At 71.4% G+C, this 14,660-nt stretch carries 9 protein-coding genes and 1 pseudogene; 5 read left to right on the forward strand and 5 right to left on the reverse strand.

Going from position 1 to position 14,660, the window contains the following annotated elements:
* Positions 1 to 30 precede the first annotated feature (30 nt).
* The 3 genes and pseudogenes from Pflav_RS39775 (at position 31) to Pflav_RS39785 (ending at position 3,149) form a co-directional block, all read left to right on the forward strand.
* On the forward strand, positions 31 to 951 hold the full coding sequence (locus Pflav_RS39775; protein WP_173041693.1) for a tetratricopeptide repeat protein: 921 nt from the start codon (positions 31 to 33) through the stop codon (positions 949 to 951).
* Between the two features lie 9 nt (positions 952 to 960).
* Positions 961 to 1,983, forward strand: a pseudogene (locus Pflav_RS39780) (arginase family protein); the annotation flags it as partial.
* On the forward strand, positions 1,923 to 3,149 hold the full coding sequence (locus tag Pflav_RS39785; RefSeq protein ID WP_173041694.1) for a hypothetical protein: 1,227 nt from the start codon (positions 1,923 to 1,925) through the stop codon (positions 3,147 to 3,149). The pseudogene Pflav_RS39780 and the gene Pflav_RS39785, both read left to right, overlap by 61 nt.
* A gap of 58 nt (positions 3,150 to 3,207) precedes the next feature.
* Here Pflav_RS39785 and Pflav_RS39790 read toward each other — a convergent pair whose 3' ends face one another.
* Positions 3,208 to 5,112: a penicillin-binding transpeptidase domain-containing protein gene (locus Pflav_RS39790; RefSeq protein WP_173041695.1), complete on the reverse strand. Its 1,905-nt coding sequence runs from the start codon at positions 5,110 to 5,112 to the stop codon at positions 3,208 to 3,210.
* Between the two features lie 138 nt (positions 5,113 to 5,250).
* On the opposite strand from Pflav_RS39790, the gene Pflav_RS39795 reads away from it, so the two are divergent.
* Together Pflav_RS39795 and Pflav_RS39800 are read left to right on the forward strand one after the other, a co-directional pair.
* The gene (locus Pflav_RS39795; RefSeq protein ID WP_173041696.1) at positions 5,251 to 10,206 is read left to right on the forward strand and encodes an NAD-glutamate dehydrogenase; all 4,956 of its coding nucleotides are present in this window, start codon (positions 5,251 to 5,253) and stop codon (positions 10,204 to 10,206) included.
* A 55-nt stretch (positions 10,207 to 10,261) separates the two neighbouring features.
* A complete protein-coding gene (locus Pflav_RS39800) occupies positions 10,262 to 10,921 on the forward strand; it encodes a GNAT family N-acetyltransferase (RefSeq protein WP_173041697.1) in 660 nt (219 codons plus the stop codon).
* Positions 10,922 to 10,926: 5 nt separating this feature from the next.
* Here the strand turns inward: Pflav_RS39800 and Pflav_RS39805 are convergent, their stop codons facing one another.
* The 4 genes from Pflav_RS39805 to Pflav_RS39820 form a co-directional block, all read right to left on the reverse strand.
* On the reverse strand, positions 10,927 to 11,259 hold the full coding sequence (locus Pflav_RS39805) for a hypothetical protein (protein WP_173041698.1): 333 nt from the start codon (positions 11,257 to 11,259) through the stop codon (positions 10,927 to 10,929).
* Positions 11,211 to 12,005, reverse strand: coding sequence for a hypothetical protein (locus tag Pflav_RS39810; protein WP_173041699.1), 795 nt, complete (start codon positions 12,003 to 12,005; stop codon positions 11,211 to 11,213). Before Pflav_RS39810 ends, Pflav_RS39805 begins: the two co-directional genes overlap by 49 nt.
* Positions 12,006 to 12,118: 113 nt before the next feature.
* Positions 12,119 to 12,961: a fumarylacetoacetate hydrolase family protein gene (locus Pflav_RS39815; RefSeq protein WP_173041700.1), complete on the reverse strand. Its 843-nt coding sequence runs from the start codon at positions 12,959 to 12,961 to the stop codon at positions 12,119 to 12,121.
* A gap of 193 nt (positions 12,962 to 13,154) precedes the next feature.
* The gene (locus tag Pflav_RS39820; protein WP_173041701.1) at positions 13,155 to 14,648 is read right to left on the reverse strand and encodes a glycoside hydrolase family 3 protein; all 1,494 of its coding nucleotides are present in this window, start codon (positions 14,646 to 14,648) and stop codon (positions 13,155 to 13,157) included.
* Positions 14,649 to 14,660 lie beyond the last annotated feature (12 nt).

Genomic DNA, 14,660 nt, shown 5'->3' on the forward strand with positions numbered 1-14,660 from the left:
GGAGGGTCGCGCGTGCGAGACTAGGGAACCATGAGCGACCCACGGACCACTCCGTCGATCTTCACCCGCGGCGCGGTCGATCTCAGCGCGCTGCGTACTCCCGCACCTGCCCCCACCCGCACCGATGCGCCGGCTCGACCGGGCGCGCCCGGTGGTCCGCCTGGCGGTGGCGGCGGCGGTGTCACTGTGATCGACGTCACCGAGGCCACGTTCCAGAGCGAGGTGCTGGAGCGGTCTCTCACCACTCCGGTCGTCATCGACTTCTGGGCCGAGTGGTGCCAGCCGTGCAAGCAGCTCTCGCCGATCCTGGAAAAGCTGGCCGTCGAGGGTGACGGCGCCTGGGTGCTCGCCAAGGTCGACGTCGACACCAACCCGCGGATCGCGCAGATGTTCCGGGTGCAGGGCATCCCGATGGTGTATGCGGTGGTGGGCGGCCAGCCGGTCGACGCGTTCACCGGCGTGGTGCCCGAGCCGCAGCTGCGGCAGTGGATCGACGCGGTACTCAAGGCGGGTGGCGTGCAGCCGCCGGCCGCGCCGGAGGACCCGCGGCTGCTCGATGCCGACGACGCGCTGATGACCGGCGACCTCGACACGGCCGAGCAGGCGTACAAGAAGATTCTCGCCGAGTCGCCGGCCGACAGCGCCGCCGAAGCGGGGCTGGCGCACGTCGCCCTGGCCCGCCGCGTGGTGGGCGTCGACCCGCGAGCCGCGCTCACCGCCGCCGAGGCCAAGCCCGACGACGTGGCCGCCCAGTTGCTCGCGGCCGACGTCGAGGTGCTCAGCGGCCTCGCCGACCAGGCGTACAAGCGGCTGGTCGACCTGGTCCGCCGCACCTTTGGCGACGAGCGCGAGGAGATCCGCAAGCACCTGCTGTCGCTGTTCACCATCGCCGGGCCCGACGACCCGGCGGTCTCCAGCGCACGGCGGGCCCTCGCGAGCGCCCTCTTCTAGCGGTCGCCCATGCGCCGTATCGCCATCCTCGACGCACCGTCGAACCTCGGCCTGCGCCCGCCGACCGAGACGTCGGTGCCGGGCTGTGCGAAGGCGCCCGGCGCGCTGCGCGACCACGACCTGGTGGCCCGCCTCGCCGCCCGTGACGCGGGCTGCCTGACCCCGCCTCGGTACGACCCGGGTGACTGGCGTCCGGGCGACGGGGTGTGCCACGCCGAGCAGATCGCGGCGTACTCGGTCGCGCTTGCCGATCGCATCGGCTCGATTATCGACGCCGGCGAGTTTCCGGTCGTGCTGGGTGGCGACTGCTCCGTCCTGCTCGGCTCCGCGATCGCGATGCACCGGCAGGGGGAGGTGGTGGGCGGCCGGATCGGGCTCGTCTTCGTCGACGGCCACTCCGACTTCCGCCACCCCGGCAACGCCTCGTATGTGGGTGCCGCGGCGGGCGAGGACCTGGCCCTGGCCACCGGTCGCGGGCAGGCGGACCTCGCCGGCATCGAGGGCCGCCGTCCGTATTTCCGGGACGTCGACGTGGTGGTGCTGGGCATCCGCGCCCAGGACGAGTACCGGCTCGACCTCCAGGCGGCGGGCATCATCACCCGCCCGGTGCCCGCCCTGCGCGTGGAGGGCGCGGCCCGCTCCGCGCAGTGGGCCCGTGACCAGCTGAGCGACTGCGCCGGCTACTGGGTGCACGTGGATGTGGACGTGCTCGACCCGGCGGTGATGCCGGCGGTCGACGCCCCGGACCCGGGCGGCATCGCGTTCGCCGAGCTGGAGCTGCTGCTGAGCGGCCTCGTCGACACCCCGCGCTGCCTGGGCGTGGAGATCACGGTCTTCGACCCCGACTACGACCCGGACGGCTCGTACGCCGCGGAGATCGTCGAGACGCTGGTGGCCGGCCTGGCCCCGGTCCGCATGGTCGAGCCGCCGCCCGTGCTCCCGCCGTCCACAGTGGTCCCGCCCCGGCCGCCGTGGTCGAGCTTCCCCCGGCGCCGGATGGTTGGGCGAGCGAGGCCCCGGACAGCGCGCCGGCCTGGCCGGCGCCCGCGGTGGAAGCGGTGCCCGAGCCTTCTCCGCCGCCGGACGATGAGCCGTCGTGGACGCCGGAGCGCGCTTCGCCGGACGGCGCGCCGTCGTGGATGGTGCCGACCGTGGGTGCGATGTCGGAGCCGGGCGGCGCTCCGGTTTGGGCGGAGCCTGCGGTGGAGGCCGTGTCCGAGCCCGCGCCGGCGGCCGACGAGCCCGAGCCCACGCCGGCGGCCGACGAGCCCGAGGCCGAGCCGGCAACGCCGGGGCTTGTCGCACCATCCGCGCGCAAGCCGCTGGATGCGGAGACCGACATCGGCATGGCCGCCGCCACGACGTCCGGCGCGCTCATGGCGTCCGGGTCCGTGGCCCGCACGGCATCCGGCCCGGCCGGCACGTCGAGCGCCGCTACTTCGGATGGTGCGGCACGCCCGCCGGTCCTTGGCGACAGTGCCGCCGCTGAGGTCATGGCCGCTGCCGCAGCGGCGGCGGGCATCCGGATGCCACCGGCCGCGCGCAGGGCCCCCGACGACGACCCCCAGGCAAGGTTGGCCACCACTACCGGGCCGGCCGACTCGGCGCCCGCGCAGGAGGAAGAGCGCCAGGAGCAGGAGAAGCTCGGCGGGCGCGAGGCGCGTGAGGAAGAGCCCGCCGGGCCTGAGATGCCGGCGCAGGAGCCCACCCCGCGCAGGAAGCTCGGCCGGGACTCCAGTGGACGGTGGAAGGCCGAGCCGGATTCCGTGCTGCGCCGCAAGGCGGAGTCGGCATGGATGGACGTCGCCGCCGACCTTGCCGCCCGGCGGGGTACACCGGCGGAGCGGGCCGCGCGCCGGGTCGCCGCCGAGGACCAGGCCGGCCTGCGCCCGTCCGCCGACACCGGCCCGGCGAAGCTGCGCCGAGGTGGCGAGGCCGAGCCGGCGTGGAAGGACGACGAGCCGAAGCCGCCCGCACCCGACGGCGGCAAGGCTGAGCCGCCCGCGAGCGACGAGGCCGATCCGGCCGCCGCCGAGGAGGGCTCGGACGCGCGGGGCAGCGCTGACGGACCGGGCGAGCGCCGGGGGAAGGGTTCGATGCCGGTGCCGGCGTTCGAGCCGTTCGGCCCGCCCGCGAAGGCCGGACCGGGACGCCTGCGCCGCAACAAGAAGGGCCCACCGCCGGCCGAGATCGCCTGATCCCCGGCACTGCCCCGACGGCCATGCCCCGGCCCGGGATGGGCCGGGGCGGACGTGCTCAGGCCAGGCCGCGCAGGAACTTCTCGGCGACCGGTACGGAACTCGTGCCGCTGTCGCCGCCCTTCTCGACGAAGACCGCGAACGCGATGTCGCCCTGCCAGCCGACCCACCAGGCGTGCGTGTTGGCGGGGTTGTTGTCGAACTCGGCGGTACCGGTCTTGCCGTAAACAGGCTCGCCCGGAATGTCCTTCAGCGCGGACCCGGTACCGGTCGTGACCACCTCGCGCATCATCGTGCGGACGGCCTCGACCGAGCCGGCGTTGAGCTCGGGACCGGGCGCCGCCTTCTCGGCGGGTGCGGGGTCGGTCAGGACCACGGGCTGCTGCCACTGGCCGCGGGCGACCGCGGCGGTGGCGGCTGCCATCGCCAGCGGGCTCACCACCGTGGTGCCCTGGCCGAACGAGGCCGAGGCCCGCTCGGTGGCCGAGCCACCCGTGGAGACCTTGCCGGTGAACGCGTTCACGCCCATGTCCCACTTGCCCTCGAGCCCCAGCGCACGGCCGGTCGTGGCCAGGCCGTCGTCGCCGAGCTTCGGGGCGAGGCCGATGAAGGCGGTGTTGCACGAGCGGGCGAAGTCGACGCGGAACGGCACGCTGCCAAGGGCCATGTTGTGCGAGTTCTTGTACGACCGGCCGTCGACCGTGGCGTTCTTCGGGCAGTCGACCTTCGTGTCGAGCGTGACCGCGCCCTTGTCCAGCAGCGCCAGCGCGGAGACCATCTTGAACGTCGAGCCGGGCGGGACCGAGGCGTCGAACGCGAGGTTGACGTCACCGGTGTTGGCGACCGCGGCCACCGTCCCGTCGTGTACCCGCACCGCCACCAGCGCCGCCGCTCGGGGGTTGCCGCGCAGCGCGGCGTCGGCGGCCTGCTGGATCTTCGAGTCGAGCGTGGTCTTCAGCGGGGTACCCGGCTTGGGCTCGGCCTTGAACACCTCAGCCACCTCCTCGGTGGACTTTTCGGGGCCCTCGCCGGTCTTGCGTACGATCTTCACGATCTGCCCGACCCCGCCGCGGAGCTGGTCGTCGTACCGCTCCTGGAGCCCGCCGTGTCCGATGACGTCGCCCACGACGTACTTGCCCGGATTGTTGTCGAGGTCCTCTTTCTGGACGGGGTCCACGGTGCCGAGCAGCGCCCGGGCAAACTCGCGGGTCGGCGCGAGGTAGCGCTCCTGGTCGAGGAAGCGGGTGCCCGGCAGGTCCTGGAGCCGTTGCCGGATCTTCAGGTAGACCTCCTTGCGGAGGGTGACCACCTCGACGAAGTGGGTCGGGTCGGCGGCGGCCGCCCGGGCCGGCAGGTCGGCGATGTCGACCTCGACGCCCACGGACTTGAAGGCCGCGTTCAGGTCCTTGACCAGCTGCTCCATGCCGGCGACCTTGTCGGGCTGGATGCCGACCACGACCACCTCGCGCGACTCCACGACCGGCTTGCCGGCGCCGTCGAGGATCGAGGCCCGGTCGGCGGTCTCCCGTTCGACCGCGAACTCGTCACCATCCGTGAGCTTGTCCTGGACGACCTTCGGCTCCCAGATCACCTGCCACTTGTCGTCGGCGCCCTTCTTCAGCCGGACCGTGGTCGGGTACGTCCAGTGCGCCCCGCCCGGCAGCGTCCAGTCGACGTTGACCGTGCTGGTGGCGATGTCCTGTGTGATCGACGGCTCACCCGCGCGGGTGAGTGCCGGCGGTGTGGCCGCGAGCTCACCGGAGAGTGCCTTGATGTCGGTCGTCACATCCCCGGCTGGGATCTTCTGCCCACCCGGGTCGATGAAACCCACCGCGTCGAGATTGCCCGAACGCCACCCGGATAGGAACGCATCGACGCTTTTCTCCGGCCCGTCACCGCTGCCGCAGGCGGTCAAAACGCCCGCTGCCAGCACAATCGCCGTCACCCCGTAAGTAACACGCATGGGGTGACGGTAATACGACGGCTGAGGTCACCGATGCCCAGCACCGTGCCTATACCGGCTAGGTACGGGTACTCGGCTAGGGCCTAGTCTTTACCAAGGCTGCCCACAACGTGGTGGGCAAGGGGGGAGTGTGCACCCATGGTCCGGCGTCCGGACATTGCGCCAGGTGGCCAGGTTGAAGGCTCAGCATCGGCCGACCGGATCGGTGCCGGCTCGAGCGTCGACACTCTCGCGGATGGCACGCTTCCGGATCTGCCGAGCGCCGACGAGGTCGAAGACGTCGAGATCGACGAGCCCGTTCCCAGCACCGAGCGTTTGGTCGCGCAGGCCGTGACGCTTGCCGGCGACGACGTCGCGGCGGGGGCGCTTGTCGATCGTTTCTGGCGGTTCGCGCCGGACGAGGAGCTGGTCGGCTACACGGCGGACGAGATGCTCGACGCCGCGCGCAGCCACCGCGAGCTGGCCGAGCAGCGGGTGCCGGGCGAGCTGAAGCTGCGGATCAGCGAGCCGGAGGCGGCCGACGACCACACGGTGATCGAGATCGTCACCGACGACATGCCGTTCCTGGTCGACTCGGTGACCGCCCTGCTCACCGCGCACCACCTCGACGTACACCTGCTCGTGCACCCGCTGATCGTCGTGCGCCGCCAGCCGCTCGGACGGCTCGACGAGGTCGCCGCCGAGGTAGAAGCGGACGACGCGATCGACGGCGACATCGTCGAGAGCTGGATGCACATCGAGGTCGACGCGGTCCGCGACGCGGTGGCCCGCGACCAGCTCCGCCGCGAGCTTCAGCGGGTCCTCACCGACGTGCGCGAGGCGGTCGAGGACTGGCCGAAGATGCGCCGCCAGGCGACGGCCATCGCCGACCAGCTCGCCGCCGCGCGGAACACCCCGGACCGCCCGCCGGTGCCGGAAAAGGACATCACGGACTCCGTCGAGCTGTTGCGGTGGCTGTCCGACGACCACTTCACCTTCCTGGGGTACCGGGAGTACAAACTCGTCGACGGCGAGGGTGACGAGAAGCTGCTGGAGGCGGTCCTGGGCACCGGCCTCGGCATCCTCCGGCAGGACCAGACGTCGCCGAGGGTGATCTCCTCGATGACGCCCGAGGCGTACGCGAAAGTGCTGGAGAAGCGCCTCCTGATCATCACGAAGGCGAACTCGCGGGCGACCGTCCACCGCTCGGCGTACCTCGACTACATCGGCATCAAGATCTTCGACGCGGCCGGTGACGTGATCGGCGAGCGGCGCTTCCTCGGGCTGTTTTCCACGGCGGCGTACCGCACGAGCGTGCGCGACCTGCCGGTGGTGCGCCGCAAGGTGGCCGAGGTGCTGGACCGCTCCGGCCTCTCGCCACGCAGCCACTCCGGCAAGGACCTGCTCCAGATCCTGGAGACGTACCCGCGGGACGAGCTCTTCCAGATCAAGACCGACGACCTGTACCAGGCGGTCATCGGCGTGCTGCGCATGGCCGGCCGCCGGCAGTTGCGTCTCTTTCTGCGCCGGGACGGGTACGGGCGGTTCATCTCCTGCCTCATCTACCTGCCCCGCGACAGGTTCACCACGCAGAACAGGCTCAGGATGCAGGAGATCCTGCTCCGCGAGCTGAACGGCATCGGCGTCGACTACACGACCCGCGTGACCGAGTCGACGCTGGCCCGCGTCCACTTCATCGTCCGCACCGAGCCGGGCAACCCGCCGCGCGCGGTCGACCCGGACGCGCTCGCCGAGGAGCTGGCCGACGCGACCCGGCTGTGGGAGGACGACTTCCGGCTGGTGCTGGAGCGCAAGCTCGGCGACGAGCAGGCCAAGCGCCTCTTCAATCACTACGCGGAGGCGTTCCCGGAGGGGTACAAGGACGAGCACGCCCCGTTCGAGGCGGTCAAGGACCTCGCCAAGCTGGAGCTGCTCGACGAGCCGGGCCAGCTGGAGATGCACCTGTTCCGGAAGGACGAGGAGCACGACAACGTCCGGTTCAAGATCTACCGGTACGGCGAGCCGATGGTCCTCTCCAACGTCCTGCCGGTGCTGCACTCGCTCGGCGTGAAGGCGATGGACGAGCGGCCGTACGAGCTGCGCCGCCCCGACGCCGCCGTCTACCTGTACGACTTCGGCCTCCGGCTGCCCGAGGCACACCGTGACCTGGCCGAGGTGCGGGCGCACGTGGAAAACGCGTTCGCGGCCGCCTGGCGGGGTGAAGCCGAGGTCGACGGCCTCAACGAGCTTGTGCTGCGCGCCGGGCTCACCTGGCGGCAGGTCGTGGTGCTGCGGGCGTACGCGAAGTACCTGCGCCAGGCGGGCACGTTCTTCTCGCAGCGGTACATGGAGACCACGTTCACCGAAAACCCGGTGATCGCCGGGCTGCTGGTGCGGCTCTTCGAGACGCGGTTCGCGCCCCGCCCGGCGCTGACCGAGGAGGAGCGGCAGGAGCGCAGCGCCGGGCTGATCGAGGAGATCGGCAAGCAGCTCGACGCGGTGGAGAGCCTCGACCAGGACCGGATCCTGCGCTCGTACCTCACGCTGATCCAGGCCACGCTGCGCACCTCGTTCTTCCAGCGCGGCAACGACGGGCGGCCCAAGTCGTACGTGGCGTTCAAGCTCGACCCGCAGGCGATCCCCGACCTGCCGGCGCCCCGCCCGAAGTTCGAGATCTTCGTGTACTCACCTCGCTTCGAGGGCGTACACCTGCGCTTCGGTCCGGTCGCGCGCGGCGGGCTGCGCTGGTCCGACCGGCGTGAGGACTTCCGTACCGAGGTGCTCGGCCTGGTCAAGGCGCAGACCGTGAAGAACGCGGTGATCGTGCCGGTGGGCGCCAAGGGCGGCTTCGTGCTGAAGAAGAAGCCAGGCGACCGCGACGAGGCGGTGGAGTGCTACAAGCTCTTCATCAACGCGCTGCTCGACGTCACCGACAACTTCGTCGGCGACAAGGTGACGTCGCCGCCGGACGTGGTGCGCCACGACCCGGACGACACGTACCTGGTGGTGGCCGCCGACAAGGGCACCGCGACGTTCTCCGACATCGCCAACGAGATCTCGGTCAAGCGCGGCTTCTGGCTCGGTGACGCCTTCGCGTCCGGCGGCTCGGCCGGCTACGACCACAAGAAGATGGGCATCACCGCGCGCGGTGCGTGGGAGTCGGTGAAGCGGCACTTCCGGGATCTGAACCTGGACACCCAGACCCAGGACTTCACGGTGGTCGGTGTCGGCGACATGTCCGGCGACGTCTTCGGCAACGGGATGCTGCTGTCCCGCCACATCAAGCTCGTGGCCGCCTTCGACCACCGGCACATCATCATCGACCCGACGCCGGACCCCGAACGCACCTATGTGGAGCGGCAGCGACTCTTCGACATGACGCGCTCGTCGTGGGAGGACTACGACGCGGAACTCATCTCGGAGGGTGGCGGCATTTTCCCCCGTACCCTCAAATCCATCCAGATCACGCCGCAGATCCGCGCGGCGCTGGGGATCGACGAGGGGGTGAAGGCCCTTTCGCCGCTGGAGCTGATGCGCGCCATCCTCCAGGCCCCCGTCGATCTACTGTGGAACGGCGGGATCGGCACGTACGTCAAGGCGGCCTCCGAGTCCAACGTGGACGTTGGTGACAAGGCCAACGACGCGATCCGGGTCAACGGTGTGGATCTCCGCGCCAGGGTGGTCGGCGAGGGCGGAAACCTCGGCATGACCCAGCTTGGGCGGGTGGAGTTCGCGCTCAAGGGCGGCCGTATCTACACCGACTTCATCGACAACTCGGCCGGCGTCGACTGCTCCGACCACGAGGTCAACATCAAGATCCTGCTCGGCGGCGCGATCGCCGACGGCGAGATGACCACGCCGGAGCGGGACGCGCTGCTCTTCGAGATGACCGACGAGATCGCCGACCATGTGCTGCGCGACAACTACGACCAGGCGTGCGCGCTCGGCAGCGCGCGGGCGCAGGCGGAGTCGCTGCTGCCCGTACACCGGCGGATGCTGACCGAGCTGGAGCGCTCCGGCGCGCTCAACCGCAAAATCGAGGCCCTCCCACCGGACGAGGAGTTCGACTCGCGGGAGGGCGGCCTGAGCACGCCCGAGTTCGCGGTGCTGCTCGCGTACGTGAAGATCGCGATGGAGAAGGAGCTGCTAGGCGACCCGATCGCCGACGAGGAGTGGGCGGCCGAGGTGCTCGCCGAGTACTTCCCGACGCCGCTGCGCGAACGCTGGTCGAGCCGGATGGGCGGGCACCGGCTGCGCCGCGAGATCGTGGTCACCCAGCTCGTCAACGAGGTCGTCAACCGTGGCGGTACGTCCTTCGTGTTCCGCGCCATCGAGGAGTCCGGTGCGTCGGCCGCCGACATCATCCGGGCGTACGTGGTGGTGCGCGAGGTCTTCGGCCTGCGCGACATCTGGGCGGCCGTGGAGGCGCTCGACAACCAGGTGCCGACCTCCGCGCAGACGATGATCTACCTGGAGACGCGGCGGCTGCTCGACCGCGCGGTGCGGTGGTTGGTCTCATCACGACGGTCCCCATTGGACGTTCCAGGGGAGATCGCGCGGCTGCGCCCCGGCATCGCCGAGCTGATGCCGAAGCTGGAGACGCTCTTCCGCGGCTCCGAGCGGGACACGCTGCACTCCCACGCCGCCGGGCTCGCCTCCCACGGCGTGCCCGAGCCGCTGGCTCAGCAGACCACCCGCCTGGTGTACGGCTTCGGCCTGCTCGACGTGGTGGAGGTGGCCAACAAGACCGGCCACCAGCTGGACAACGTGGCGGAGGTCTACTTCGTACTGTCGGAGAAGTTCTGGGTGGACGGCCTGCTGTCGAAGATCTCGCTGTTGCCCCGTGAGGACCGGTGGCAGACGCTGGCCCGGATGGCGCTCCGCTACGACCTGTACGCCGCGCTGGCCGCGCTCACCGCTGAGGTGCTCAACTCCACCTCCACGGAGCTGCCGGCGCCGGAGCGGGTACATGCCTGGGAGGAGGCGAACGCGACGTCGATCGCCCGCACGCGCAACTCGATCGGGGAGTTCGGCGACTCGCGGGCAGACCTGGCGGCGCTTTCGGTGCTCCTGCGCCAGATCCGCACGCTCGTCCGGACCGCTGCCGCCGCGTGACCCTCACCACAGCAAAGCGCGCGAGGGTGGCACCTGGGCAGGTAAAGTCGGGGCGATGCTCGACAAGCGCCTATACCACCACCTTGTGACCTGGCTGGGCCAGTGGCCCGCCGGTAAGTCGCTGGCCGTGGTCGGTTCCGAGCGGCGCACCCAGCCGGCCTGGGACGGCAAGGTCTACCCGATGGTGGGTGTCGGCGCGCCGACCGGCACGGTCATTTCCGTGCCCCCGCCCCGGGCCGCGGCTGTGCGGGTGCTCAGCGACCAGCCCCTCGACGACCTGCTCGCCAAGCTGCCCACCGCACTCGGCCTCGACGCCGGGCGCCGGGCCTACCGGGGGGTGTACCGCTACTCGCTGGATCCCGTGCGGCTACCCGAGGCGGGTGAGTGGGTGCCACACGACGACGCGGTGGTGCCGGAGTGGTTGTGGCCCTTCGGCGGCGACGTGCTCATCGCCCGCGACCCGGACACCGGGGAGTATCTGGCCGGCGTAGGCATCAAACGGCATGACGCGCACGGCAACGAGCTGTCCGTCGGCACCGAGGCGGCGGCGCGCGGCCGTGGGTTGGCGCGGCGGCTCGTGGCACAGGCCGCCCGCCGGGTGCTCGACGAGGGTGCCGTGCCGACCTACCTGCACGCGCTCGACAACAACGCCTCGGCGAAGGTGGCGGAGGCGGCCGGCTTCCCCGACCGAGGCTGGTCCGTCTACGGGATCTAGAGAGCCTAAGCCGCCCCGGCCGGAGCTAGCTCGTCGGCGGGTGGCTGGCGCTGCTCGGGCGGGGTGGTCGTAGCCGGCGGCGGTGGTGGCGGGCTCGTGGGCGCCTGCTCCCGGCCTGAGGGCTCGGCGCTGGGCACGCGATCGAGCACGGTGTTGGCCTGCCGGTCGACGAGGCGCGTGACGAGCTGCTGGGCGTAGCCGAGCACGAGCGCGTAAGCCACGATCTGCTGTGGACTGTCCAATCCGGACAGCCCCGGGAAGAACTCGCCGCCGAGCAGCAGGAGCCCGCTCAGCGAGACGAGGGCGCCGGCCGGGAGCTTGAGTAGGGCGAGCGCCACGGGCACCCCGTACGGCGTGGAGGTGCCACGCATCCCGCGGATCGCCACCATCGCGCTGAGCGAGCCCCCAGCAGCCCGAGCAGCTCGACGAGGAAGATGTCCCAGCGACCGGGGCCGCTCGCGCCGGCTGGGCAGCTCTGCGCCTCCGCGCCGCCCGATGCGATGTTCGTGAAGCAGAGGCTGATCAGGTCGGGCTTGACCGTGCCGAGCCAGCCCAGGCCCAAGGCGAGCAGGAGCATGAACAGGGCGGAGAAGAGCAGCATGTTGCGGAAGCTGCGCACCCGGGAGTACTGCTCGTCGGAGGCGGCGAAGCCCCACTGGAGCGCGGTACGGTACGCGGCCCGCTCGGTGAGACCGGGCCGCTCGGGGTCACCGGCGGCGGGCCAGTCGTCGATCAGCTGCCGGCGCGCCTCGACGCAGCGCGGGTCCTGCTTACTGAACGTCTGCTCGACGAGCGCGATGGCCGCGTGCCGCCCCGCGGTCAGGTCCTCCTTGGACACCACCGAGACCATCAGCACCTCGGCGTTGTGCAGATGGGCCCAGGCGGAGGTGATGTAGGCGCCGGTCAGCCAGTCGCGCAGCCCGGTCAGGCGCTGCTTTCGGTTGGCGGCTTCCCGTGCGGCGTCGAGATGCTTGTCCACCGACGCTTTTGTGGTGCGCCAAGCCTCGCCGTCCACTCTTGTCGCCTCGAGCTGGGCCGCGATGAGCTCGGCACGGGCGACGACGATCTCCCGCCAGCCACCCACCCGTTTCGGGCTGCGTTTCGGTTTCTGCTGGCGCGCGTGAGGTTCGGCCATGCCCTCCGGAATCCCACGGTTACGGAGGGCTGTCAACCGCAATGTCGTGAAGGTGTCCCTGCTCAGACCGCCGGGGAGATCAACCGGTGTCGCATCGTGCCGAGACCCTCGATCGTCGTCTCCATCACGTCACCGGGCGCGAGGTAGCGCGGAGGCTTGCGACCCATGCCCACCCCCGGCGGGGTACCGGTGAAGATGAGGTCGCCCGGCAGCAGCGTGCATACGCCGGAGAGGTACTCGATCAGCTCGGGGATCGAGAAGACCATCGAGCTGGTGCTGCCGTCCTGCATGACCTCGCCGTTGATCGTGCAGGTCAGCGCCAGGTCGCTCGGGTCGCCGGCTTCGTCCAGCGTGACCAGGTAGGGACCCACCGGCCCGAAGCCCGGGTACGACTTGGCGAGGCTGAACTGCGGCGGCTGCCCGCGCCGCTGCACCTCGCGCTCGGAGATGTCCTGCCCGACGGCGAGCCCGGCGACGTAGTCCCAGGCGTCGGCTGCGCGCACCCCGGTCGCCGGCCGGCCGATCACCGCGACAAGCTCGACCTCCCAGTCCACATTGGTGCTGGGCAGGACGATGTCGCCGGACGGCCCGGCGATGGAGGTGACGAACTTCGTGAAGACCATCGGGTATTCGGGCAGCGGGAGACCGGATTCGGCCGCGTGGTCGGCGTAGTTGAGGCCGATCGCGAAGACCTGCCGCGGGCGGGGCGAGATCGGGCCGAGGGTGCCCTCGTCCAGATCGCCGGTCGGTGCCGGCCCCTGCGCCACCCAGGCCGTGAAGTCGTCCCACGCCTCGTACGCCGCCTGCGGGTCGGGCCCGAACCGGCCCTCGCTCGCCGTAGCCACGTCGACAACCTTGTCGCCCGTCACGATGACGAGACGTCCGCCCTGATTCGCCAGCCGCATGCGAGGCACCCTACTTCAGCGAAATGACGAACCGCGGGCCCGGTCGGGGGTGCTGTCCGGGCCCGCGGTTCGTTTTGACTCCCCAGGTCATGGTCTGTGCTGTGCCGGCAACGCTACGTGCGTGTAAATGGCCTTTCAAGAGGAGAAGGACGGAAATGGTCCGTTCGGCCGAGTAGCACGCGGGCACGGAGAGTCATGCCAGGCCAAGGGCCTCGGCAGCGGCGCGGCCGTTGGCGTAGCTCGCCCCGTACGTGGTGACGAACGCCCGCGCACCCGCCGGCCGCCACAGCGACGGCCAGCCCATCTCCACCACCGTGACCGGGTGGCTGGCGGCCAGCGCCTCGATCAGCGCGCGCGCCTCGGGCATCCGGTGGGCGTGTCGTCCAACCACGACGATCGGCCGGGCACCGGCGCGGCTGAGCAGGTCGGCCGGGATCGCCTCGGCGGCCGCCACGCGCACCTGCTCGGTGCCGTTGATGTGTGGACCGAGGCCCCACGGCACAGGTCCCTCGGCGATCGTCGAGGCGGCCACGATCTGTACGACCAGCGGCGCGCCGAGCCCGGCCATCCCTTCCAAGCTCCCCTCGACCTGGATGGCGCGCCGCGCGGCCGCGTACCCAAGATCGGTCATGGAGCCCTCGCTGCGCTGGCTGGCGCTGGTCCCGCTCGCGCTCGGACCCGGTGCGGAGCGTGACGACCACGCGGCGAGCGCGTCGACGCGGGCGGCGGCCTCCTCGACCCGCGCGAGCGGGAGGCGCCCGCCGGAGATCGCGTCCACGATCTCGGCGGCGACCTCCTCGACCAGCGCCGCGTCCACCTGCGCGCCGATGCAGAGCAGGTCGGCGCCGGCGGCGAGCGCGGGCACGGCGGCGCGCGCGGTGCCACCGGCCGCGAGGGCGGCGCCCTTCATCTCCAGCGCGTCGGTGATGACCGCGCCGGTGAAGCCGAGCTCACCGCGGAGCAGGTCGACAAGCGCGGCGCGGCTGAACGTGGCCGGGTCGTCGCCGGTGAGCTCGGGCACCCGGATGTGCGCTGTCATGATCGACTTGGTGTCGGCCGCGACCACCGCGGCGAACGGCGGCAGGTCGCGGGCGCGCAGCAGGTCGAGCGGGGCGTCCACAGTGGGCAGTTCGAGGTGCGAGTCGGCGACCGTCGCGCCGTGGCCGGGGAAGTGCTTGGCGCAGGCGGCCACCCCGGCGTCCTGGAGACCGGCGACCGCCGCGGCGGCGTGCGCGGCGACCTGCTCGGGGTCGGCGCCGAACGCGCGGGTGCCGATGATGGGGTTTTCCTCGGCCGTGTTGACGTCCACCGTGGGCGCGAGGTTGAGGTTGATGCCGAGCGCGGCCAGCTCGGCGCCGATCGCCTCGTACACCCGTTGCGTCAGCGAGGCGTCACCCACCGCACCGAGGGCGGCGTTTCCGGGGTACGGGCTACCTGTCGCGTGCGCCAGCCGGGTGACGTCGCCACCCTCTTCATCGATCGCGATCAGCACGTCGTGGCGCGCGTCGCGGAGCGCGGCGGTGATGGTGGCGACCTGCGCGGGCTCGGCGATGTTGTACCCGAACAGCGTGTAACCGGCCAGCCCGTCACCGACCAGGTCGACCGCCCAGCCTGGAGCGCTGGTGCCGGGGAAGGCGGCGAGCAGCGTACGCAGGGCAAGTCGGCGCAGGCCAGGATCGAGCGACATGGTGGGAACCCC

It is taken from the genome of Phytohabitans flavus (genome assembly GCF_011764545.1).
In the GTDB taxonomy this organism is placed as follows: Bacteria; Actinomycetota; Actinomycetes; order Mycobacteriales; family Micromonosporaceae; genus Phytohabitans; species Phytohabitans flavus.